At 52.1% G+C, this 23343-nt stretch carries 15 protein-coding genes and 2 pseudogenes; 6 read left to right on the top strand and 11 right to left on the bottom strand.

What is annotated here, in order from left to right; translation table 11 throughout:
- Positions 1–90: 90 nt before the first annotated feature.
- Positions 91–987: a LysR family transcriptional regulator gene (locus tag KP705_RS03755; protein WP_215764053.1), complete on the bottom strand. Its 897-nt coding sequence runs from the start codon at positions 985–987 to the stop codon at positions 91–93.
- A gap of 245 nt (positions 988–1232) precedes the next feature.
- On the opposite strand from KP705_RS03755, the gene KP705_RS03750 reads away from it, so the two are divergent.
- Complete coding sequence (locus KP705_RS03750; RefSeq protein ID WP_252348207.1) at positions 1233–3728, top strand: TonB-dependent receptor domain-containing protein; 2496 nt, start codon at positions 1233–1235, stop codon at positions 3726–3728.
- An 80-nt stretch (positions 3729–3808) separates the two neighbouring features.
- On the top strand, positions 3809–5725 hold the full coding sequence (locus KP705_RS03745; protein ID WP_215764052.1) for a CocE/NonD family hydrolase: 1917 nt from the start codon (positions 3809–3811) through the stop codon (positions 5723–5725).
- A 180-nt stretch (positions 5726–5905) separates the two neighbouring features.
- Here the strand turns inward: KP705_RS03745 and KP705_RS03740 are convergent, their stop codons facing one another.
- The 6 genes from KP705_RS03740 to KP705_RS03715 form a co-directional block, all read right to left on the bottom strand.
- Positions 5906–7357: an efflux transporter outer membrane subunit gene (locus KP705_RS03740; RefSeq protein WP_046901980.1), complete on the bottom strand. Its 1452-nt coding sequence runs from the start codon at positions 7355–7357 to the stop codon at positions 5906–5908.
- A complete protein-coding gene (locus KP705_RS03735) occupies positions 7350–10391 on the bottom strand; it encodes an efflux RND transporter permease subunit (protein WP_215764051.1) in 3042 nt (1013 codons plus the stop codon). The genes KP705_RS03740 and KP705_RS03735 overlap by 8 nt, the downstream gene beginning before the upstream one ends.
- The gene (locus tag KP705_RS03730) at positions 10391–11515 is read right to left on the bottom strand and encodes an efflux RND transporter periplasmic adaptor subunit (protein WP_252348206.1); all 1125 of its coding nucleotides are present in this window, start codon (positions 11513–11515) and stop codon (positions 10391–10393) included. Before KP705_RS03730 ends, KP705_RS03735 begins: the two co-directional genes overlap by 1 nt.
- Positions 11512–11838 carry a multidrug efflux SMR transporter gene (locus KP705_RS03725; RefSeq protein ID WP_215764050.1) on the bottom strand — a complete coding sequence of 109 codons (327 nt, stop codon included), beginning with the start codon at positions 11836–11838 and terminating at the stop codon, positions 11512–11514. The genes KP705_RS03730 and KP705_RS03725 overlap by 4 nt, the downstream gene beginning before the upstream one ends.
- Before the next feature lies 1 nt (position 11839).
- Positions 11840–12415 (bottom strand): TetR/AcrR family transcriptional regulator, encoded by a 576-nt coding sequence (locus tag KP705_RS03720; RefSeq protein WP_046901977.1) that lies wholly within the window; start codon positions 12413–12415, stop codon positions 11840–11842.
- Between the two features lie 313 nt (positions 12416–12728).
- Positions 12729–13844, bottom strand: coding sequence for a histidinol-phosphate transaminase (locus KP705_RS03715; protein WP_252348205.1), 1116 nt, complete (start codon positions 13842–13844; stop codon positions 12729–12731).
- A gap of 193 nt (positions 13845–14037) precedes the next feature.
- Here KP705_RS03715 and KP705_RS03710 point away from each other — a divergent pair, with 193 nt between their 5' ends.
- The gene (locus tag KP705_RS03710; protein ID WP_215764048.1) at positions 14038–16632 is read left to right on the top strand and encodes a TonB-dependent siderophore receptor; all 2595 of its coding nucleotides are present in this window, start codon (positions 14038–14040) and stop codon (positions 16630–16632) included.
- 166 nt (positions 16633–16798) lie between these two features.
- Here the strand turns inward: KP705_RS03710 and KP705_RS03705 are convergent, their stop codons facing one another.
- Positions 16799–17869 carry an ornithine cyclodeaminase gene (locus KP705_RS03705; RefSeq protein ID WP_046901974.1) on the bottom strand — a complete coding sequence of 357 codons (1071 nt, stop codon included), beginning with the start codon at positions 17867–17869 and terminating at the stop codon, positions 16799–16801.
- A 1-nt stretch (position 17870) separates the two neighbouring features.
- Positions 17871–18794 carry an arginase gene (gene rocF, locus KP705_RS03700; RefSeq protein ID WP_046901973.1) on the bottom strand — a complete coding sequence of 308 codons (924 nt, stop codon included), beginning with the start codon at positions 18792–18794 and terminating at the stop codon, positions 17871–17873.
- 385 nt (positions 18795–19179) lie between these two features.
- On the opposite strand from rocF, the pseudogene KP705_RS03690 reads away from it, so the two are divergent.
- Positions 19180–19503, top strand: a pseudogene (locus KP705_RS03690) (transposase); the annotation flags it as partial.
- Between the two features lie 37 nt (positions 19504–19540).
- Here the strand turns inward: KP705_RS03690 and KP705_RS03685 are convergent.
- Together KP705_RS03685 and KP705_RS03680 are read right to left on the bottom strand one after the other, a co-directional pair.
- Positions 19541–20326, bottom strand: a pseudogene (locus KP705_RS03685) (transposase); the annotation flags it as partial.
- Between the two features lie 99 nt (positions 20327–20425).
- Complete coding sequence (locus tag KP705_RS03680) at positions 20426–21001, bottom strand: TetR/AcrR family transcriptional regulator (RefSeq protein ID WP_215764046.1); 576 nt, start codon at positions 20999–21001, stop codon at positions 20426–20428.
- A gap of 104 nt (positions 21002–21105) precedes the next feature.
- Between KP705_RS03680 and KP705_RS03675 the strand changes: the two genes are divergently transcribed.
- Together KP705_RS03675 and KP705_RS03670 are read left to right on the top strand one after the other, a co-directional pair.
- On the top strand, positions 21106–22086 hold the full coding sequence (locus KP705_RS03675) for an SDR family NAD(P)-dependent oxidoreductase (protein ID WP_215764045.1): 981 nt from the start codon (positions 21106–21108) through the stop codon (positions 22084–22086).
- 130 nt (positions 22087–22216) lie between these two features.
- Positions 22217–23338 carry a metallophosphoesterase gene (locus tag KP705_RS03670; protein WP_215764044.1) on the top strand — a complete coding sequence of 374 codons (1122 nt, stop codon included), beginning with the start codon at positions 22217–22219 and terminating at the stop codon, positions 23336–23338.
- Positions 23339–23343 lie beyond the last annotated feature (5 nt).

The raw sequence follows: 23343 nt of genomic DNA, 5'->3' as shown, positions 1-23343 counted from the left end.
AGAAACGAACCTCTATGTCAGATAAGAGAAATAAAGCATGGAATCAGGGGAGTGTCCCGTGACGAGATATACGTAGGTGATAACCTAAAGCTAAACCATTGCTTCCAAATCCTGCAGATCTTTGTCGAGCTCGTGCCTTAAAAGGCCGAGAATATCTCGCGAAATATGCGAAAGAGCATAATCCGCGCGGTAAAGGACTGTGCATTTGATGCTGAGAGGGGGAGAGAGTGTGCAAGGGCGGGGAAGCCCCGGATGATGCAGGACTGTCAGAGCATCTACGATAGCGCAACCGACGCCTAATCGAACGAGTTCTGCCGCCATAAAATGCGTCCGCACTCGAATGGCGGGGGTTGCGGATATGCCTGCTTCGTCAAGTGCCATATCAAGCAGGTCAGCAGTCGGATCTTTTTCGGACAAGCCGAGATAACGGTTCTGATCAATATCCGTCAGTGCTACGGGGCCTTGATCCTTCTCTTTATCAATCAGGACCAACGGAATGTCGCCAATGTGCTGGGCCGTCAGGCCTTCTCGTGAGTAGTTGCCAAATACAACGCCAAGATCGAGATCATGGTTGAAAATTCGCGACACGATCTCTGAGCCATGCAGTGCATCAATCGTGACCTCTGTGTCCGGATGATTAGCACAATAACTGCGGACCACACGGGGGATGAGGCTCAGGCCCAGGCTTGGCACGCACCCGATACTAATGGAATGCCCTGCCCGGGCATAGCGCAGGTTATGAGTGAGGCGCCGCAGGTCAGAAAGTTTGCCGAAAATGGCATTCACATGAGGAAGCATGATCTGAGCTTCCCGAGTGGGGACAAGTCGACCACCTTTGCGTTCGAATAATGCGAAGCCAAGAGAATGCTCAGCGTAACGGAGAACCTTGCTGGCGGCTGGCTGCGAAACATTCAGGACTTCTGCGGCTTTTCGGAGCGATCCCGTCGTCATGATCGCATAGAAGACTTCGATCTGACGTAATCTCACGTTGCATACTCTCCGGGGTGTAAAACGAGTAACGGTACTGAACCACTGAATGGGAAGAGGGCCTTCATATCCTTCTTAAAGTCATTTGGGAAATGTTGAGCGAGTAGGGTGTTTTCAATTAAAAAGCCTCAACGATGACGACGAGTTAACCTCAGTCTATCAGCTACGAAAATAAAGCAATATGGACGCGCAACATATCGGACACGTAACGTAACTTAATCAAAGTCTTTCCAGGAGTGCGGCGGATGCGTGTTGTGAAATCGTCAGGTAAGCTGAGAAGAAGATCTCGTTATCTGTTCACGACGAGCATCCTCAGCATGGCTGTTGCAAGTGTGGTGTCTACGGGAGCGGATGCTGCAACGAAGTCGCATCATACTACGAAGGCCCGTCCTTCGTCGCTGCAAACCGTATCCCCGGGCGCTTCAAAGCCTCAGCGACATCATACGGTTGAAGGTGCTGATCCGGAATCGATTTCGGTTAGTGTGTCCCGTGTACGGAGTCACGGGCCTGAAGTTGCTGTGACGCGTAAAGTCATGGACAGGTTTGTTGAAGGCACAAACCCCATGCAGATCCTCGCGATGACTACGCCGGGTGCGAATTTCACTTCGACCGATGCCTTTGGTCTCGATACCTACGGCAACACGTTCTATGTGCGCGGATTTACCCAGATGCAGATCGGCGCAACGCTTGATGGCATACCATTGGGGACGCAGGGTTTCGCCAATAATAACGGTGTCTCAATCACACAGGCGATGATCCAGGATGATGTTGGCGGCATGACAATGTCGCAGGGCGCCGGGGCGCTGGATTCATTCTCTGCTCAGAACCTTGGCGGCGCCATGACGTACACGTCCTCTGATCCGAAGGACAAGGCAGGCGGCAAGATCAGCCAGACGTTTGGTAGCTACAATGCTTACCGAACATATGTTCGCGCAGACAGTGGTATTCTGAACTCTACCGGCACAAAATTCTATGCCTCTTTTGCGCGCACTGACACGGACATGTGGAAAGGGGCAGGGGGGCAAAGCGAATTACAGGCTGATGCCAAGATTGTTCAGCCTGTGGGCGAGCACGGAAAGCTCACCGGGTTCTTTGGTTACGGTAATTTCCAGCAGATGAATTATCTGACGCTCACCAAAAACATGTGGCGGCAGATGGGACGTGATACGACCTATCTGAAGCCGGACTACGAGAAGGCCAAACAGTGGGCCTATTACGCTCAGTACACGTCGGATGTTCCACCGGGTTATGAGGGGAAACTGTCCAATGATGAGATTGGTGATTATGCGTGGGACGCCTCTCAGGTGCAGAGAACCTATCTTTCGGCCGTGACGGGTCATTTCGATCTCTCTGAAAAGATTCACTCGGACACGGTTGCTTATGGAAATGTCAGCAGTGGTCTGTATGGCGGAACCAATAACTTTGTGACGTCGCCGAGCTATGGCACGCCCTCGTTGCAGGCGGACGGGTCGGTCACGGGGGTTCCCATGGCGCTGGGCATGTCACATGCCGATATGCGCCGACTGGGCTTCACACAGAAGTTCTCGTATGAAGCACCGCATGACAACTATATCGAAAGTGGCGTCTGGTATGAAAATAGCCGCTGGATATATGATTCCATGCTCTACGAAGACGGTCTGACAACTGGCCATAATCCGTTGTCTGGGTTCAAAAAAGGGACCGGCAGCACGTGGTATAATGACGCCTATAATACCAACACGTTTCAGTTCTTCCTCCAGGATCGCTGGAAGATCATGCCTGGCATGACGTTGCTTGCCGGTTTCAAGTCACTGACACAAACGACCCATGGCGGTACAAAAAACGATTATACAGATCAGCTCGCTGCTGAAGGGTGGAACACGTATTATCGTCATGCAGCAAGTGGTACGCTGACAGCGTCAGGTGCGTTCCTGCCTCATTTCAATTTTGATTATCATTTCCTCGATCATCATGAAATTTACTGGGATATCGCCGAAAATCTGCGTGCCTACGACTACTATTCACAGACGTCCAGCGCGACGCCGTGGGGTGGTCTGGGCAATTCGTCTCAGTCTGCTCAATCCGTGTTCGATGCGAATAAAAAGGTCATCAAGCCTGAGAGAACCTGGAATTATATCGTGGGATATCGATATGATTCCCGCTTTTTCTCGGGTAGTGCAGATTTTTACCATACCGATTACTATAATCGACTGGCGTCTATCACAGAGGGTAGCACTGCGACCGCACACAGCGCGTATCTGAACGTCGGACGGGAGACCATGAATGGTGCTGATGCCGTTGCCACCATCCGCCCGTTTCGTGGGCTGGAAATTACGAACAGCTTTAGCTGGAACGACGCAGAGTATCAGACGTCTTCAATTAATTATAGCGGTCGCACATATAGCCTGAAGGGTAAGCATCAGGTCTATTATCCAAAATTCATGTATAAGGCGAATTTGAATTATACATGGCATCGGGCAATGTTTAACTTCAACGTTAATTACGTTGGTGCGCGTCCGATGACCTACCTCAACGACCAGTATGTTCCGTCTTATTGGCAGGCAAATCTTAATCTGGCTTATAATTTCGGCAAAGTTGGCTTTGCACAGAATTTAAAAGCTACCTTCGGTATCACCAACCTGTTTGACACTAACTACATCGGCGGAATTTACGGGGCGGCATCAGTCTCAGGCGACAATAACGCCAATCTCTTCGTCGCAGCGCCGCGTCAATATTTCGGCACAGTCTCTGCTGAGTTCTGACGTGACATGATGGTGCGGTGCAATCGGGTGTAATATACATGCCATCTGCACCGTGCGCGTCCTTTATTCTTGGAACGATTATGAAAAAAATTCTTATGGCGTCGGCCTGTGTGCTGGCTTTCTCGCAGTCTGCTCTGGCCCAGCAGGCTGACGGCTCGGTCTACACGGACATGCCGGCTGAATTTCATATTTCCGATGCCAGTTTCGATTATGCGCGTCGAGACGTCATGATTCCGATGCGGGACGGCGTGAAGCTACACACCGTTATCCTCGTTCCAAAAGGCGCGCAGAATGCTGGAATGCTGATAACGCGCACCCCTTACAATGCTGCGCATATGGCATCTCTCGGCTCAAGCAATCATCTGGCGTCGATCCTGCCCGGTTATGACAACATGCCGGATGTCATAATCGAGGGTGGATATATTCGGGTTCTTCAGGACATTCGGGGAAAATACGGTTCTGAAGGGGCTTTTGTCATGAACCGCCCGATGCGGGGCCCACTGAACGGCACGGACGTCGATGAGAGTACCGATACCTGGGATACTATCGAATGGCTGACACATAACGTTCCGCAGAGTAATGGGAAGGTCGGCATTCTCGGTGTGTCCTATGACGGATACACGGCTATCACAGCTCTGTTCCATCCTCATCCGGCATTGAAAGTGTCTGTGCCGATGAACCCGATGGTTGATGGCTGGATGGGCGACGATTGGTTCCATAACGGTGCGTTTCGTGAAGAAATGCTGCCCTACATTTACGACCAGGGAGCTACTCGGAAAAACACTGTCGAATGGTGGAATAGCGCTTATGATTCATACACGCTCTTCCTGAACGGTGTTTCCGCAGGGGCTGTTGGTAAGTCTCGTGGTATGGATCAAATCGGTTTTTTTAGGCAGATTTTGGCTCATCCCGCGTATGATTCATGGTGGCAGTTGCAGGCGCTTGACCGACTTTTGCCTAAAGAGGGTCTGAAGGTTCCGACGATGCTGGTTCACAGCCTCTGGGATCAGGAAGACAACTATGGCGCCATCGCGATGTACGACGCGTTGCGTAAGAATTCCGATGCACGATCCAATCTTTGGCTGGCAATGGGCCCGTGGAACCACGGGGGCGAAATTCATGCTGCCAGTACGCTGGGGGCAGTGGATCTTCATTCCGATACCGGGCTGTACTTTCGGAAACATGTCTTGAGTCCATTCCTTGCGCATTATCTTAAGGATGGAACACTCCCGTTACCCGCGCGCGTGACGGCTTACCGGTCAGGCGAGAACGAGTGGGAGACTATGGATGCTCTTCCTTCTCCAGATTGTGACAGCCGATGCTCGATCCTGCGTTTCCAGCCTGATCATGGGCTGAGCTTTGGCAAGCCTCCGGTTAATTCAGGGCAACTGAGCTATGTTTCTGATCCTGAACATCCGGTGTCCTATGTTTCCCGTCCTGTCATCTCAAAAGGGCAGGCAGGCTCCGAGTGGCGCTGGTGGCTGGCGACGGATCAGCGTAACGCTGCTGCGCGGCCCGATGTTCTGTCTCTGACGTCTGACGTTCTGACGAAGCCATTCACTGTAACGGGTGAGCCGTTGATGCATCTGACTGCCGCCACGACAGGAACAGACGGCGATTTTGTTGTGAAGCTGATTGACGTTTACCCAGATGAAGTGGCTCAACAGCCTTCCATGGGTGGTTACCAGCTCATGGTTTCTGGAAATATTCTTCGCGGGCGGTATCGGAAAAGTTTTGAGCACCCCGAAGCGATTCCTGCGAATGTGAAGCAGGTTTATCCAGTGCGCTTGCCGATGGTCAATCATACGTTCTTACCGGGACACCGGATCATGATACAGGTCCAGTCGAGTTGGTTTCCGCTGTATGATCGAAACCCTCAGACTTACGTAGAAAACATCATGCTTGCGCCCAAAGAGGTTTATAAGCCTGCGACGATTTCGGTGGATGTTGCGGGGAGCTGGTTGGAGCTCCATGGCGGTACAAAACCAGCCTTGTGAATGACAGAATGCTATTCCCCTGTCTTTAAAGCAGGGGGTAGCTGATTGTTAGTTGTCTATGTATCCACATAAGAGCAACGGGTAATTATGAGATGAGACAGGTTTAGAGGCGCGATATTTTTTACTGCGATCATCACACATTAATATTTTTAGTAATATTAAATCGTCCTGATTCCGTGTCTATTGACCTAATGCTGTTGTGAGATCTACTGCATTGATGAGGCGCGCAGTTAGCGTTCCTGTACGGTCATTCTGAAATTCTATGTTTGAAATCTCGGACGTAAATAGATCTTTCTGAGCAATCTCTCCGCGGTGATATAGTTTTTTAAGAATTTGACTCTTTTCTTCTTTTTCTTCGGAGAGTGAGTTCTGGCTTTTGTGCCGTTCTTGGAGAAGTGTACGGCTTGCCAGAAGATTTTCAACCTCGACCCATGCGTTTAAAACAGTACTCTGGTAATAAAGGCCTGCGCTGCGCTGCTCGGAGTGACGAAGTTCCAGCTGTCGAGAGAGGCGCCCGCCATTGAAGATAGGAAGGGAGAGGGTTGGGCCAAAGGATGTATTCCGTGCATTCCATCCGAGTTCTGCAATTGTCAGGGCATCCAGGCTGAATTGGCCCGTGAGTGTGAGCTGCGGGTAGAAGTCGGCCTTTGCCATACCGATCACTGCTGTTGCTGCGTGAAGGCGTGCTTCTGCCGCACGGATATCAGGGCGCTTACGCACCATTTCCGAAGGAACACCGGCAGAAATTTCTGGAACTTTGATGTCATGCAATGAGGCCTTGGCGTCGAGCTCTGGCATCGCGGCATCGGGTCTGCCTGCCACAAGGGTGCTCAACGCCCGATAAAGCGAGGCTTTTTGCGCAGCCAGTTTGTCGCGTTCAGCCTGCGCGGTGCGGCAAAAGGTGTTTTGCTCATCAAGGTCGATAGTTGCGAGAAGCCCATGTGCACGCACTGTCTGAGCAATCGAGAGTAATTTTTGTGCGATGTCGAGTGTTTTTTCTGACCGTTCGAGGCGCTCGTTCGTGTCGAGCCATTGGAAATAGGTTCGAGCAATTTCAGCCTGATTGGAAAGGCGCATCGCATCTGCGTCGGCTTCTACCGCTAAAAGCTCAGATGCAGCGGCTTCCTGCAAGCGCCGTTGGTGGCCCCACAGATCAAGTTCCCACGACGCTACGGCACCAATGTTATAGTTGTTGTAAGACACACCTTCAGGCTCATTGCCCGTAGTGCTGGAAGACAGACCAAGAAGTGGTTGAAGAACCTGTCCTATCCCCGCTGTGGCAAGCCGTTCACGGCTATAAGCTGCCTGTCCATTCAGTGTAGGAAGACTTTCCGCCGATGCGGCGCCACGCTGTATTCGGGCGGCTCTGATCCGCTCGCGGGACATGGCGACGTCTGGGTTGCCGCTTTCGGAACGACGTATCAGAGTATTTAAGCAGGGACTGTTAAAAACAGTCCACCATTGAGCTCCTGCGCGCTGATCGCTTGGGGTGGGAGCCGCGTTTTGCCAGTGGTCAGCCAGAACCGGCTTCGGGGTAGCGAAATTGGGGCCCATGGTACATCCGTCCAAGCCAATAATAGCTGCACACAGGACGATAAACGCCGCTTTTGATCCAAAATGTGGTTTAGGCATGACGTGAACCGTTAGATGCTGCTGGTGAGCGATCAAACAGAAGCGCGTAAAACACAGGAAGGGCGACAAGCGTCAGCAGAGTGCCGCCGATAAGGCCGCTAATCATGACAATTGCCATAGGTCCCCAGAACACGTTGAAGCTTAAAGGGATAAAGGCCAGAACAGCTGCTATGGCTGTCAGGCAGACCGGTCGAGCACGCAGTAGCGTCGCTTTGATGATTGCATCATGGAGCGAAGTCTCGCCGGTATGGTTGACCTGGATCTGATCAACGAGAAGGATTGTGTTGCGCATGATCATGCCCGCTAGAGCAATCAGTCCAAGTAAAGCGACAAATCCGAAGGGCGCACCAGATATCAGGAGGCCAGCCACCATGCCGATGACGCCGAGCGGAGCTGAAAAGATGACCAGTAGAGAACGGCTGAAACTCTGTAACTGAAGCATCAGGAACAAAAGCATCAGGCCGCCTGTAACTGGCAACAGCGCGAAGATTGCGTCATTTGCCGTTGATGAGAGTTCAGCATCTCCACCGATTTCAATGCGATAACCTGCCGGAAGCTTTTGTTGGAGCGCACCCATCGCGGGAGCCGCAAGCTGCAAGACGCGAGAAGGCTGTATATTTCCAGCCACACCGGACTGAACGGTCATGCAGAGTTCACCATTTCTCTGCCATATGATCGGAAAGGCACTTGTCACCTGTATTGTTCCAAGCTGACCAAGGGGAAGAATTCCAGCACCTGTCATGATTGGCATGGATTGCCACTGCCCTGGATCGGAGCGCATGCCTTGCGCTGCTCGTACGATCACGGGGATGGCATGGTGATCTTTAGAAATGTCTCCTGCGTTTTCACCAGAAATACTTGCTTGGAGCTGCGCAGCAAGATTGGCACGGTCTATTTGGAAGCGTGCCAGTTTGTCAGGATTTGCTTCCAGCGTCAGGGTCGGAGCTTTGCTGCCCCAGTCGGATTGTACTGAGACTGCTGCGCCAGTCGCAGCGACGATTGCGTTTACTTCATGAGCGATTGTAAGCAGCTTGTCTGCGGCAGGGCCGATGATGCGATACTGTACAGGGAAATCGGCTGTGGGGCCTAAGGACAGGCGCTGCACATGGAGGTGTACGGCGATGGGAACCGGAATTGTCGTAATCTGACGAGCGAGCTCTTCCCGGGCTTTCAGATCTTTCGCGACCAAAAGCAGGGTCGCATGTGCGGCACTGGGGGTAGCGGGAGCGTATGGAAGATAAAAGCGGGGCGCACCGTCTCCGATATGCGCTTCCATGTGACGCAGTGAGGAGAGACCGGCGAGATGACGCTCCAGAAAGCCGACGGCCTGATCTGTTTCTTTGATGGATGTACCGGGGGGCATTGCGACGTCCACAATGAGTTCCGGACGATCAGACTGTGGGAAAAACTGTTGATCAACGAAGAAAAAGCCACCACATGCTAGGGCAAGAAGACCAATCGTTCCTGCCGCTACCGCTTTTTTATAGTTCAGAACGAATAAGAGGAATTTCTGGAGCTTTGCTGCTCCCGAAGAAATCTGCGGAATATCGTTTGCTGTATGGTTTGGTTCTGGCAGAAGGTGAACACCCAGAAACGGAATAAAGACAACCGCGACGATCCAGCTGAACAGGAGCGCCGCACCGCTCACCCAGAAAATTTCACCGGCATATTCGCCTGTCGTGGATGTGGCCAGGCCGACAGGCAGAAAGCTGACAACAGTCAAAAGCGTACCTGTCAGCATGGGGAAGGCCGTGTGTGTCCAGGCAAAAGAGGCTGCTTCTTCCCGGCTGCTCCCCTGTTCCAGTTGCACCACCATGGCCTCAATGCTGATGATGGCGTCATCGACCAGAAGACCCAGAGAAAGAATGAGGGCGCCAAGCGAAATGCGATCCAGCCCGATATGCTTCATACCCATGTAAAGGCTGACGCCGGCGAGTGTCAGGGGAACGGAACAGGCGACAATGATGCCGGATCTCCATCCCAGACTTACAAAAGCCACCAGAAGAACAACGATGAGCGCAACCGCAAATTTTATTAGAAACGTGTTTACAGCCTCTCCAATCACAAGGCTTTGGTCCTCAACCTGTGTCAATTTCATGCCTGCAGGGAGATCGAATGCGCTCGTGACTTTGCGGAGTGAGGCACCAAGGGTAAGGCCGTCTCCGCCTGAAGACATCGCGACAGCAATGATGACTGCGGGCTTTCCTCCGTACCGGATCACAGAGGGGGCAGGGCTTGCATAATCGCGGCTAACCTGTGCGACGTCCTTGACCCGTAACGAGCCAGCCTGGCCAGCTATGGGCGTATCTTCGGCAGATTTCAGGCTTTCCAGGTTCCCGGAAATGCTCAGTGGAACGGTCGTTGTAAAATCTACTGACCCGGCGGCCCCTAAAACTGATCGTTGCCGGAGCGACCGTGCGATATCCTCAAGAACCAGTCCTCGGGCAGCAATTTTTTGCAGATCAATGTCAACATTGATCTGCTGGGGAACTTCGCCACTGATCTGAACTTTTCCAACGCCGTGGACGCGTTGAAATGCTCTCTTCAATGTTTCTGCCGTTTTAATAAGTGTCGCATTCTCTGCGCCGGTCAGGGCAAAAACATACCCGTAGACATCTGCGTAGTCATCATTAGCCGCTAGCGTGACATTCGTTGGAAGGTCAGGTGTGAGGTCCGTCAGTCTGTTACGAATTTGTTGCCAAATTGCTGGAACCTTTTCTTTGTGCTCATCGTCTCTCAGGTAAACTTGCGTGACACAGGCTGATGATACGCAATAGGTGCTCAGAATATCGATGGCTTCAATGTTTCGCAGGCTCTGTTCCAGCGGTTCTGCAACGTGTCGCTGCATTTTTTCAGCGCTCGCGCCTGGCCACTGTGCCGAAACAATCATGTTTTTAAGGGTGAACGCTGGGTCTTCCGCGCGCCCTAGGTTCAGAAAGCCGTAGCCACCAGCCAGGAAAAGGCCGACCATCATGAAAATGATCAAAGCTGGATGGCCAACAGCCCACCGGGAGACGTTGAAACGGTCCATCATTAGCGTTCACTTGTAATGCTGGAGATATGAACGCGTTCTCCGGCTTGGAGTGAATCTACGCCGCTGGTGACAATCCGTGTTTGTGGCTTTAGGCCGCCAACAAGGGCATCTGCCCCTCTTAATCCAATGATGATGACAGATGTCTGAACAAGCTGTGGGACTTTGTCCTCTGTGAGGCTCCAAAGATGCGCGTGGTTCTGATCATCCGAGATAAGTGCTGTGAGAGGAACACGAACTACGTCTGGTTGAACGGGAGGAGCCAACGCAACAGTGACGAGACTGCCTAAGGGCACGGGCAGGGAATGATCCGGCCGGATGTAGACGTCCTGCATTTGGGAGGTCTCATCAACAGGGCTAAGTTCTCTGACTGTGGCATGCACAAATTGAGCGTGTTGATCTGATTGATCGGTAGCTTCAGCCGCATCACCAACCTTAAAGTGAGACCGGGCAGGCACCTTGATGTGAATATCGGGCTCTCCGGCTGCTAGGCGTAAGACTTCAGTTCCTGCATCTTCAAGACGTCCGGCTACGCCTGAAACGCTAATGACCCACCCATCTTCCGGTGCGCGTATATCTGCTTCCGCCAGCTGGATTTGAGCTTGATGCAACGCGGCGATGGAGGCTCTGTATTTTCCTTGAGCGGCCTCAGCTAAAGCGGCACGTTCTTCCAAAGTCCCGCTTGAAATCCCCCCTGCAACATCCAACCCTTTGCTTCTTCTGAGAGTGGATGCGGCTTGCTTCGCATCCGCACGCGCCGCATTGACTTCTCCTTGGGCTTGTGCCACAGATTCCAGTAAAAGCCTGTTTTCCAAGGTAATCAGCACATCCCCTTGGTGTACATACTGGCCATTAATAACTTTTATTGTCGCTATACGACCTGCCTGACTTGGGCCCAACGGGATCGTACGTCTTGTTTGGTACGTGCCAATGAAAGACTGAGCTTCCAGCTCTGCATCCTGCACCCGCATCGTCTGCACGGAAGGAGATGTTGATGGGGTTGCCGACGTATCCGCCGGTTTGCATCCCGCAAACCATAGAGCCGCTATTGTTGCAATGATCTGAGATATACGAGGAAAACGACAACGAACCAGCATCATATTTTCCAAAAGAGAAAAACGGGTCATCCCGTCACTCGAGCCCGTGCTATTACCGAAATTCCTAGTAAAATAAGAATAATTCCAATAACTTGGGATGAATCCAGTCCTTCACGGAAGTAGATCCAGCCAGCGAGATTCGCCATGACAATAGCAAGGCCAGCTGATCCTGCGTAAACTGTGCCCATAGGGACAAGTCGAAGAGATAGTGATAGAAATGTAAATGACGAAACATATCCTATAACCATAATGGCCGTAGGAATTATCTTGGTGAAGTCATCCGTTTCTTTTTGAGCAGTGGTCGCAGTGACTTCAGAAAGAACCGTGATGGAAATATAGAGATACCCAAGCATTTCAGGATTTTTTCTCTGATTTTCCTGTAAGTTCGGTCATGAACTTTTCCAGATCTTCACGGCTCTTCTGGCTTAGAAGATCGGTTTCAAGAATATCCCATAGAGACAAGCCATCCATCGCTAAGCACGCTAGAAGCTGGGGTGTAGTGATGTTCTCGAAAAGCCCAATGGATTTGATGGTTTGCCAGTAATGGTGTGTCCATTCCTGACTGATTTGTGGATCAATCAGCATGGCAGCCAGAAGATGACGAATAATGCCTGGCGGTGCGGATGTGGAGGCTTGTCCGATGCCAATATAGGCACGTGCAGCACGGCCGACTTTGACGGGATCATTTTGCATCGTTGCAAGAATGTGCTGCCGAAAGGTCTCCATTTCCCGGATAAAAAGACCATCGAGAAGGGCCTTTTTATTGCTGAAATGATGCAGAAGGCCTCCTTTGCTCACGCCCGCTTCCTTCGCCACCAGTTCAAGCGTGAAGGCCTGAATTCCACGTGTTGTCAGGATGTGCGCGGCAGCATTCAGAAGGTCGCTTTTCACGGCTTCCGGACGGTTGGTGCGTTTGGAAAGGTTTGCCATAGATTTTTAAATACCGTCCGGACGGTATGTTTTCAAGGCGTTCAGAAAAAATTTTGTAGCGGCGAGATTTATTGGTTGTGATGGGGGCGTCTCTTGTTGCTCAGAATACGGGTGAAAGCCCTGTTATCAGAGATCATTTCGGAGTTCATAATCGGGATATGGCGTCTCGAATTAGAAAAAATAAGCTTATGCACCCCGTTAATCATGATCACTTCAGGCCTGTTTCTGCAAAGAGCTAAAGCAGGCCTGATTACACGGAAGGATAGAGCTTTAATGCCTATATGCTCTAAGTTTTCTCGGAAGCCTGTCTATATTATCCGTGCTTGGGACTTCGAGAGACAGCCGCCAAAACGGCAGGTAACGCCTTCTGGAAAAGTTTGAGTTCGTCTGGCGTTGCCGTTCCCACCCGGATCCATGTTTCATAACCCGGAGCATCGAACGTCCGGATATCTACGCCCCGTTGTGCAAGCGCTTCTTTTACAGCCGAGGCGGATCTTTCTGTGTCGATATAAACAAACGTTCCTTGGCTTTCGAGGTATGAAAGTTTGTTCTCGTCACAAATCTTGTAAAGCATGTTTCGGCAGGTTTTGAGGTATTCAATCGCACCGGCTAAATAGTGTTCATCACCAAGGCACGCCATTGCCGCGGCGTATCCAGGCTGATTGCGAGATGTTGTTGTGAGGCTGTAGAGCTGACGGACGCGTGCTGGTTGCGCCAGGACATATCCAATTCTGAGGCCGGCCATTCCGTAGACTTTTGAAAATGTCCGCGTCACGATGATATCCAGATCAGATTGGACGAGTGACGCCATTGTCTGCTGCATCGCGGTGGGAAGCAGCTCAAAGTAAGCCTCATCAATGATGACTGGAATGCTTTTTGCAACTTCGCGGCAGAAAGCTGTCAACTGATCGTGTGGGATCATCTGACCTGTCGGGTTATTGGGGTTGCATAAATAGACTAAGGCCGTTTCTGCGTTGATGGCATTTTTCATGGCCGCCAAATCGACCTGATGATTTTTCAGTGGAATAAAACGAGTTTTAACGCCGCGACGTGCAGCATACGACAAATGAGTGGAATATCCGGGTTGAGGGGCGACGATGTGACCTTTTAGGCCGATATCGGTGCAAAAGAGAGAAAGAGCATCCAATGAGCCGTTGGAAAGCGCGACTTTCTCGCGGGGTAGATTTTCCCGCTTTCCAATAATGTCTCGCAGAGCGTGTTCGTCTTCCACGTAGTAAGCGGCTTGCGAAATGCTCTGTGCAATGGCGCGTTTTGCGGCAGGAGAGGGGCCAAAAGGATTTTCTGTAACATTAAGCCGCGCATGTTTCAGCTCTGCGGCATGTGCAACCGATCGCGCTCCTATCGTGGCGATAGCAGGAAGGACGAGGCTGGCATTCTGCAGTAGAGTGCGGCGATTGCAATGTGACAAAGTTGGAGCTCCCGGTATTTCTCTGGATGAATGCAAGCATCAGGATTAATTTAGAAATATAAATCGATAATTAATCAAGAAATATTATATAATATAACCTGCTGTTTCATATTTATTTCATCCTTTTCGCAGTAGGTTGGTTGTAGGAGAGCCTGGTTCACTGACCGCTGGTTCCTGCCTGGAAAACGTATTCATGAAAATCAGAAAATCCCTCTTTGTAACTTCGTGCCTGTTTTCGTCGCTTTTGAGTGCAAGCGCCTACTCAGAAGATGCTGTGGGCTCCTCGAAAGCTAAGTCTGCGCCCGTAAAGCAGCATTCCGCAAAAACGAAGCCAGGTCATTCTGCTGAGGCTGGCAGCAATGAGACGCTGATTGTCACGGGAACACACGCCACAAATCGTAAAGCCCGGCAGAGCACAACGCCAATTTCCGTTATCTCGGCCGAGGTGTTGCGTCGTTCCGGAGAAATGAACCTCGCTCAAGCCATTACACGCACATATTCTTCCATCAACGTCAGCAACATGGGCAATGATGCGGGAGCTCTGACATCAGCTTTTCGTATGCGTGGGCTAAATCCCAACCAGGTTCTTGTTCTGGTAGATGGCAAGAGACGTCATACGACGGCCAATATCTACGCAGATGCGGGGCCTGCCTTCGGGGCGACGCCGGTCGACCTCAACATGATTCCGGCGGCCGCGATCGACCATATCGAGGTTCTGGAGGATGGTGCGGCGGCGCTTTACGGATCTGATGCCATCGCAGGCGTGGTGAACATCATCACCAAGAAGACAAACCACGGCCTGAACACCAGTTTTCAGACTGGTGCCAATGCTTACAACGGCGACGGGTGGCAGTATCAGGCCAGTGTCGACGGTGGACTGTCTTTGGGGCGTGATGGATACCTGCACATCAGCGGTCAGTTGTATCATACGGATCATATGGTGCCGTATACTGAAGATCATCGCCTGCTGAACTACAAACCCGCAGGTGCGGGAACCTCAATGTATACCGGCTCAGTCTCCGTGCCCAAAGATTCAAATAAGGTGACGAGCACGCCAGAGGAAACCCGACAGAACCTGAGTATAGATTTCGGGAAGAAGCTGACGGACGGTATCGAAGGTTATGGTTTGATTACATATGCACATCGGCATGCTGAATCTTATCAGAACTATCGCGTTCCCAGTACACTCCCGTCGGTCTACCCTTATGGTTTTTCTCCGCTCGAAACGATTGAAGAAAATGATTACGCGGCAACTCTCGGTCTGAAAGGGAATAATTTTCTCGGCTTTTCATGGGATCTTAGCACCACATACGGCGCAGACGAGAACGATATAGGCGATAAAAACAGTATTAACGCCGGCATGTTGAGCAGCAATTGCCTCGTGCGTTCAGCGAACCCTGGAAGCACAAGTCCCTATCTTTCGACTGATGGCTGTGGATGGTCTCCTACGACAACGCGCGCTGAAACGTACCGTATGGCGCAATGGACGAACAATCTCGATTTCAAGAGAAACTTCAACATTGCCTCCCGAGTTCCGGTCACTGTCGCGTTTGGCGCAGAACATCGCCTTGAGACCTACAAAATCGAAGAGGGGACGCCACCCTCTTACGAAGCCGGTGGAATGGCAGGATATGTAGGCCTTCAACCGCAGAATGCGGGAAACTGGAGCCGCGATATCTGGGCGGGATATCTGGATGGTGATTTCCATCCGACGAAAAACTGGGACCTGGATTTCGCAGGTCGTTTTGAGCATTATACGGACGTCGGAAATACCGAAAACGGAAAAATTTCGACGCGCTATGATATCACGCCGCGCATTGCCGTTCGAGCGACTATCAGTAACGGGTTTCGCGCGCCAACGCTTGCTGAACAGCATTTTAGTGCCATCAATGTTGGTGCAACCAGTGTGTCCGGTCTGTTACCCGTCAGTTCTGAATCTGCCCGGATTCTTGGGGCCGCCGCTCTCAAACCTGAAAGGTCCACAAACGCCAGTGGAGGCTTTGTTCTGCAGCCTCTGAAAGACTTTCATGTCGAAGTCGATGCGTACCAGATCAATGTTCGCGACCGCATCATTGCCGGCGGTTCGACCAACGGGCAGACGGCCATTAATGCCGTTCAACAGTTAGGTTTTGTGTTGCCGTCTGGTCTCGATCCCAATGCAGTTAGTACGTACTACTTTGCGAACGGAGCCAGTACGCGAACGCAAGGTCTTGACGTAAAAGCTGATTATCTTCTGCATCTGCATAACTACGGAAATCTGGCGCTCTCTGCTTCTCTTGATCTAAACCGGACGCGCCTGAGCCATGTAGGAACTACAACCGTCAATGGCGTGACGACACCTCTTTTGACAGCTGCCAGTGCCAGTTACATTACGACGTCTTATCCCCGTAGCAAGCTTATCCTGAATGCTTACTGGACGGTTGATAACTGGGATATCAACCTGCGGCAGACCCGGTATGGTGAAACAACGGCGATGCTGGCGTATCAAGACTGGACCCCGAGCGGTGCCCAGTGTGTCAGCAACGGTGTTGCTAGTGCATTACGGTATTCCAATAAGTGCTTTGCTCAATTCAAAAATACGCCACGGTGGCTTACTGATCTTGAAGTTGGATACCGTGTTAATTCGCACTGGCATCTCACTGTGGGAGCGAATAATATTTTCAATATTCGCCCTCGTCGGGTTAACGACCTAAACAATAACTATGGAGCGAGAATCTATGATGCTAATTCCGCTCAAGTTCCAATGACTGGCGGATATTACTTCGGCCGAATTGACGCTCGCTTTTAAGGTTTGATGGGGAGGGGGGAAGTTAAAGCTACCCTCCATTCCTTGAAAGAACGAATAAAAATGCGGAATCCAATTCCGGACCATATGATCCGGAATTCGCCTAATGATCATATCGGTAAATACGTTTTTAAAGATAAGGGAGAGCCGAGGCAGCCAGAATTTCGTCTCAGAGCGTGTCCGTGCCTTTGGAGCGCTGAAGCATACCGAACAGATCACGCGGATCATCAGGATCGGCCACCATGTCGAGCTTTTCGTACAGACCGGTTGCTTCCAGCTTGTCGCGAACATAGCGCAGGGCGGAGAAGTCCTCGATTGCGAAACCTACGGAATCAAACAGCGTGATTTGGCTGTCACTGGCGCGGCCTTTGGCCTCACCGTTAATGACCTGCCACAGTTCCGTGACGGGATGGTCTTCCGGAAGCTGCTGGATTTCACCTTCAATGCGCGTCTGAGGCGGGTATTCCGCAAAAATCGTGGAACGCAGCAGAATATCGCGCTGAAGTTCTGTCTTGCCAGGACAGTCACCACCAACGGCGTTAATATGAATGCCAGCTCCGACCATATTGTCGGACAGGATCGTCGCGCACTGCTTGTCGGCAGTTACGGTCGTGATGATGTCGGCGCCTTCAACGGCCTCCTCACTGGTCTTGCAGATTGTAATGTCAAAGCCCTGTTCGCTCAGGTTACGGGCACATTTTTCCGAAGCTGCCCGGTCGAGATCATACAGACGCAGCGTCTGAATGCCGACTATTTCGCGGAAGGCCATAGCCTGGAATTCAGACTGTGCGCCGTTTCCGATGATGGCCATTGTCTTGGCGTTTGCCGGAGCCAGATATTTTGCGGCCATGGCGGACGTTGCGGCCGTGCGAAGCGCGGTCAGCAGCGTCATTTCGGACAGGAGCACCGGGTAGCCAGATCCGACATCCGCCAGCATGCCGAAGGCCGTTACTGTCTGAAGACCCTCCTTCATGTTCTTCGGATGGCCGTTGACGTACTTGAAGCCGTATAGGTTGCTGTCGCTCGTGGGCATCAGTTCAATGACGCCTTCGGCGGAGTGAGCGGCCACACGCGGGGTTTTGTCGAATTCAGGCCAGCGTTTGAAGTCAGCCTCCAGATATTCTCCAAGTTCCCGCAGAAAGGTCTCAATCCCGATTGTATGGACGAGCGCCATCATGTTCTGGACCGACACGAACGGCACAAAGGCGAGATGTGAAGGGGCGGGAGCAGAAAAAGGCATCTCAATAGGTCCTTGTTTTACGTTCGAGAACACGGCGGCCGAAGAGGCTGGCGGCCAGATCGGTCATGAGCAGGGCGGTTTTTGCGCGGACATCAAGGAAGGGGTTGAGTTCCGCCAGATCCAGCGACGTCACGAGGCCGCTGTCATGAAGAATTTCCATGATGAGGTGCGCTTCACGGAATGTTGCCCCGCCGCACACAGTCGTGCCGACCGCAGGGGCAATATCCGGATCAAGGAAATCAACATCAAGGCTCACATGCAGGCGCCCGTTGGCAGCCCGGACGCGGTCTAGAAAGCTGTTAAGCGGAGCGACAATTCCCTGCTCGTCGATCGCCCGCATATCGAAAACCGTAATCCCGATTTCCGCGACATGACGTTTTTCAGCCTGATCGACTGACCGGATACCCATCATGCACATGTTGTGGGGATCAACGAGGGCTGCAGGAGGCGGGAAGCCCTCGAAACCCGATTGACCCGTGAAGTAAGCGACAGGTGTGCCGTGCAGATTACCGCTGGTCGTCGTGTGGAGGGTATGCAGATCTGTATGTGCGTCCAGCCACAGGACGAACTGAGGCTGTTCTAGGTCCTTTGAGTGGCGGGCGACACCAGAGACTGTTCCGGCTGACATGGAATGATCGCCCCCCAGGAAGATAGGAAAGTCGCAGGATCTGGCCATTCCATAGGCCCGCTCGCTCACACTTTTGGTCCAGGCGATGATCGCATCCAGATTTCGCACGGCGGGGTTGGAATGGCTTACGTCTGGCATTTCTGTAGGCACGGCATCTCCCACATCTGTCACCGCCCATCCAAGACCCTGCAGGATATCTGGAAGGCCGGCAATGCGAAAGGCTGTCGGGCCCATAATGCATCCTCTTTCGGATGTTCCACTTTGTGTTGGAACACCCAGGATTTGGCACGTCTTCATCTCAACTCCTCTCCGACACACGATCTACGGGCCGCATGGTATGCTGTATTCTGTAGTATTAGCCTGACGGGGAAAATAGCTGGAGGGATTGAAGAACCTTTGATTAATTTCGCAGTATCCTGATTTTATGATCACCGATCAGGTCTTGATGGTTCTGGAATGATTTTGCTCTGCGTTTTGAGCATATCGGGGGCTATCATCTGCTGGATTGTTATGTGGCGGCGTTAATCTGCTCCAGGAAAAGGAAGCGCGCATGTTGTAGACAATATTGGCCAGCCCGATCCTCATGGTAGCGCGAGCAATGCCGACTGTTCAGATAAACAGTCTAGGGCCTGTTAGGCCTTAAATGGTGACGGGAACTGCATAGCTCTTTGTGATGAGCATGATGCAGTCTGTCTTTTCCGATGATGCGTGGTCGGTCTGGGAATCTCTGATCGAAACGGTCCGTCCGAAAGGCAAAACCCCGCCTCGTGATCTGCGACGGACCATATCGGCGATTTTCTGGCGCCATCAGAACGGGACGAAGTGGCGGGCCATACCTGCGGAACTCGACCCTGGAGGACTGCAGCCCAACTCTTCATCCGTTGGGCAAAAGCCGGCGTCTGGCAGGCTCTCTTTGAACAGGTGAAAGGATCAGGATCCGGCTCTGGGTATGGTCTTCCTTGATGCCACGAACATTCGGGCTCATCTCAAGGCTGCATCTGCATCGCCGCAACCACAGATCACCTCAAGACCTAACAGATCCTAGGCTTGAGATGAGGCTTTTTCTTGTGGACCTTTGACACAAAGCCTCGCTTTTCCATGAAAGATTCATTGGCTTTTGAGCGGTAAGCCGTATCCGCCCAAACATCGGATGCTGTATTACTGCGATCAACCAACCCTTCTTTCAATCTGGCACCGTCACGGGCGGGTGCATCTGTCGCTTTCCATTTTCCGACTAGCCGAAACTTCCGGTCGATGGAGATGCATTATTTGTAGCCAAAGAACGGAAGCGCGAGATCCGTTGAGAGGATCGTCCCGTCCTCCTGTCGCTTTCCCTTGGTGAACTTCAGTGTCCAGCTTGCATGACGATTCTTATGGGAAAGCTTTGAAAGCTTGCCCTGCCAGTCTTGATGGATCCGTCCTGCCCGAATATCCGCCATCTCCTCATTGGCGTTGCGCTGTTTGGGAGCTGCCACCAATGTCGCGTCCAGGATCTGGTCTGACATCGGCAGATAATTCGCATTCCGCAGGGTGGCCTCAAAGCGATCAAACAGTCTTTCAGTCGCGCCCATCTGTGTCAGACGTTCACGAAACAGCCAGACCGTTTTCGCTCATGCACCCGATTTGACAGATAGGCCCAGACCGAGAAAGCGCATGAAGGACAGACATTCATTGATCAGGTATTCCGTCCGTTCGTTGGACAGGTTGTTCAATGTCTGGATCACCAGGATCTTGAACATCAGCGCCGGATCAAATGGTAGTCGCCAACCGTTACGACCGTCTGAATAGGTCAAAGCCTTGTCTAGGTCAGGACGAAAGATCTCAAAATCCGCTTTATGAAGAACAGTCAGTCTCTAACAAGGTGCAGTTATACGCACTTGTAGATAGGGCAGGGAGACCGAATATCGGTCGACCTTTTTTGTTTACAGTCAGGGTGCTCTTGATCCCGCAATAAGGATGTCGACGAGGCGCTTTGCACTTGTTTCCCACCCGGGACCGGCTGAAAAATTCGACACGCCAGCCAACGCTCGGAGCAGGTCGAGCGGTTCGATTTCAGCGTTGAGATCTCCACTTGCAACAGCAGCTGCTACGAGTGTGTCAATCGCTCCTTGAAGCACAATTCCGGACTGAACATAGAGCGCGCTTGTTCCGCCAACCAGCCCGTTAAGTGCAGGTGCAATGACCTGCTTTGCGGCAATGTAATCCACGAACAGGCGCATCCATGCGCGAAGCGCTTCGACTGGCGGATGCTGTGTGGCTAGGACAGGTGCTGCGTCTGCGAGGCGGTCGAGTTCAATACGGTAAACAGCCTCAATGAGAGCATCGCGGTTGGGAAAGTGCCGATAAAGAGTGCCGATCCCGACGCCTGCACGTCGCGCAACCTCATCCAGGGGAATGTCGATTTCTCCCGCCGTGAACGCAGTTTTCGCCACGTTCAGCAAGTGCTCTCTGTTGCGCTGACCATCGCTGCGCGGTCTGCGTCGAAGTTTTTTATCCTCAGCCATTGGCTCCCTCTTGTTAAACGGAGGATGGCTCCGCATATGTAAAACGGAGCAATGCTCCATATATCATCTCTCGTGTGGTTTCACCACGCCCAGGAGTTTCACGAATGACGAAGATTTTTGGCGCAACATCAACAACCGATGATGTCCTCTCTGGTTTGTCCCTCAAGGGAAAACGCATTCTCGTAACAGGCGTTTCTGCGGGCCTGGGCATCGAAACTGCACGTGCTCTTGCTGCTCATGGTGCACATGTCGTGGGGGCAGTGCGCAATCTGGATAAGGCTGAAAATGCGACTGCTCAGGTTCGTGCAGACGCCGAATCTGGGGGAGGACAGTTTGAGCTGATTGCGCTGGATCTTGCAGACCTTGGCAGTGTCCGGGCGTGTGCAGACCAGTTGAACAGTATTGGTCTATCTTTTGATCTGGTCATTGCCAACGCTGGCGTCATGGCTACCCCGTTCGGGCATACGAAGAACGGGTTCGAGACACAGTTCGGAACCAATCATCTTGGTCACTTTGTGCTCATTAACCGGATAGCGGGGCTTATGAACAATGGCGCCCGACTGGTGAACTTGTCGTCCGCAGGTCATCGCTTTTCAGATGTCGATCTGGAAGATCCGAATTTTGACCACACTTCCTATGAGCCATTTGTTGCTTACGGGCGCTCCAAGACCGCAAATATCCTCTTTGCCGTTGCGTTCGACGCGCGTCATCGTGCTCGTGGCGTGCGGGCTACAGCCGTTCATCCCGGCGGTATCTTGACTGAACTCCCTCGTCATATGCCTGCAGGAGCAATCGAGGCTATGGTCACAGGCATCAATGAACAGGCGGCCAAAGAGGGAAAGCCACCATTCCAGTTCAAGACCATCCCGGAAGGCGCCGCTACATCAGTTTGGGCAGGGATTGTGGCGGATGCAGATGCTATAGGTGGTCGTTACTGTGAAGACTGCCACGTGAGCCCAATCGTCTCTGATGATCAACCGCTTGGTCTGGGGGATGAGGGCGTGCGGTCTTATGCGCTCGATCTGGCTCATGCCGAGGCTCTTTGGAAGAAGAGCGAAGAGATGGTTGGAGAGAGCTTTTCCTGAAATGTAAGCATGTCTCATGTCTTGAGATCATGCGTAGTTTTGACGTCCAGCACATGGACGTAGTGAATGTTTCTACGGCTAAGAGGCGATGGTCGTCTCTTGGTGCTTTTATGCGAGGAGGCTGATTGCCGTGCGTCTTGTTGTTTTCGGTTTGCCCCTCCTTGTCGTGATCCTGAACTGGCTCTGGCCGCTTCCGCTGCCTCTCGCTGCGAAAATGTTTGGAAGCGTTCTGGTGATCGTTGCCGCGCTTTATCATTACTGGTCCCGGCTCTCGTCGGGCTCCGTTTTCGCGCCGGAATTTCCTCGACCTTTCGTCGTCCTATTCAACTGGGGTTTTGGGGCAATCCTGTTTCTCACGCTGTTCCAGATCGCGCTTGATGTTGGTGCGCTGGTCTTCGCTCTCGCGGAATGGCAGCCAGTCCATATCTCCGCTGGTGCGCGAGAGGCTATTGGCGGGCTTGCGGGAGTTCTGGCTGCTGTGAGTGTTGCGAATGCTTTGCGCGTACCGCCAATCAAAGATGTGACGATCACCATTTGCGGTCTGCCCAGGGTGTTTGATGGATACAGGCTGCTCCAGTTGAGTGACATGCATATCAGTCGGCTGTTTCCGGCCAAATGGGCTGCGGCAATGGTCGAGCATGCCAATGCGGCAGACGCAGACATGATCGTTGTGACGGGAGATTTTATCGACGGATCTGTGGAAATGCGGCGTGCTGATGTCGCACCACTCGCCCGCTTGCAGGCGCGTGATGGTGTACTGGCAATTCCGGGAAATCATGAGTATTTTTTCAATTATTCCGATTGGATGCAGCATCTGTCGGGATTAGGCTTCTATATGCTGTTGAACGACCATGCAGTGGTTACCAAGGGGCAAGATCAGTTGGTAGTTGCCGGCGTGACAGACAGGTCAGCGCCCGGCCATGGGCAGCCTGGCCCAGATTTAGAGGAAGCCCTTAAGGGGAGCCCGGACGGAGCGCCGGTCATATTGCTCGATCATCAACCTGGGGATGCGCGTGTCTCAGCCGAATATGGCGTTGCCCTGCAGTTATCAGGTCACACGCACGGCGGAATGATTTTGGGGTTAGATCGTTTGGTGGCCCGCGGTAATAACGGGTACGTCTCCGGGGGCTACAGTGTGGGTAATATGGCGCTCTACGTCAGTAATGGGACCGGGTTGTGGCCAGGTTTTGCACTACGGCTTGGCAGACCATCCGAGATCACGTGTTTTCATTTGCGGACTGAAGAAAATTGAAATCT

Origin of the sequence: Gluconobacter sp. P1D12_c (genome assembly GCF_018812105.1) — a bacterium.
Taxonomy (GTDB): domain Bacteria; phylum Pseudomonadota; class Alphaproteobacteria; order Acetobacterales; family Acetobacteraceae; genus Gluconobacter; species Gluconobacter oxydans_A.
This window is presented reverse-complemented; position numbering and strand designations above follow the sequence as displayed.

Coding starts and splice junctions, on each gene's coding strand:
- KP705_RS03735 (WP_215764051.1), bottom strand. CDS start 10,391: ATGATGGACCGTTTCAACGTCTCCCGGTGGGCTGTTGGCCATCCAGCT.
- KP705_RS03680 (WP_215764046.1), bottom strand. CDS start 21,001: ATGGCTGAGGATAAAAAACTTCGACGCAGACCGCGCAGCGATGGTCAG.
- KP705_RS03745 (WP_215764052.1), top strand. CDS start 3,809: ATGAAAAAAATTCTTATGGCGTCGGCCTGTGTGCTGGCTTTCTCGCAG.
- KP705_RS03725 (WP_215764050.1), bottom strand. CDS start 11,838: ATGCTTGGGTATCTCTATATTTCCATCACGGTTCTTTCTGAAGTCACT.
- KP705_RS03750 (WP_252348207.1), top strand. CDS start 1,233: ATGCGTGTTGTGAAATCGTCAGGTAAGCTGAGAAGAAGATCTCGTTAT.
- KP705_RS03705 (WP_046901974.1), bottom strand. CDS start 17,869: ATGCCTTTTTCTGCTCCCGCCCCTTCACATCTCGCCTTTGTGCCGTTC.
- KP705_RS03675 (WP_215764045.1), top strand. CDS start 21,106: ATGACGAAGATTTTTGGCGCAACATCAACAACCGATGATGTCCTCTCT.
- rocF (WP_046901973.1), bottom strand. CDS start 18,794: ATGAAGACGTGCCAAATCCTGGGTGTTCCAACACAAAGTGGAACATCC.
- KP705_RS03710 (WP_215764048.1), top strand. CDS start 14,038: ATGAAAATCAGAAAATCCCTCTTTGTAACTTCGTGCCTGTTTTCGTCG.
- KP705_RS03720 (WP_046901977.1), bottom strand. CDS start 12,415: ATGGCAAACCTTTCCAAACGCACCAACCGTCCGGAAGCCGTGAAAAGC.
- KP705_RS03730 (WP_252348206.1), bottom strand. CDS start 11,515: ATGACCCGTTTTTCTCTTTTGGAAAATATGATGCTGGTTCGTTGTCGT.
- KP705_RS03740 (WP_046901980.1), bottom strand. CDS start 7,357: ATGCCTAAACCACATTTTGGATCAAAAGCGGCGTTTATCGTCCTGTGT.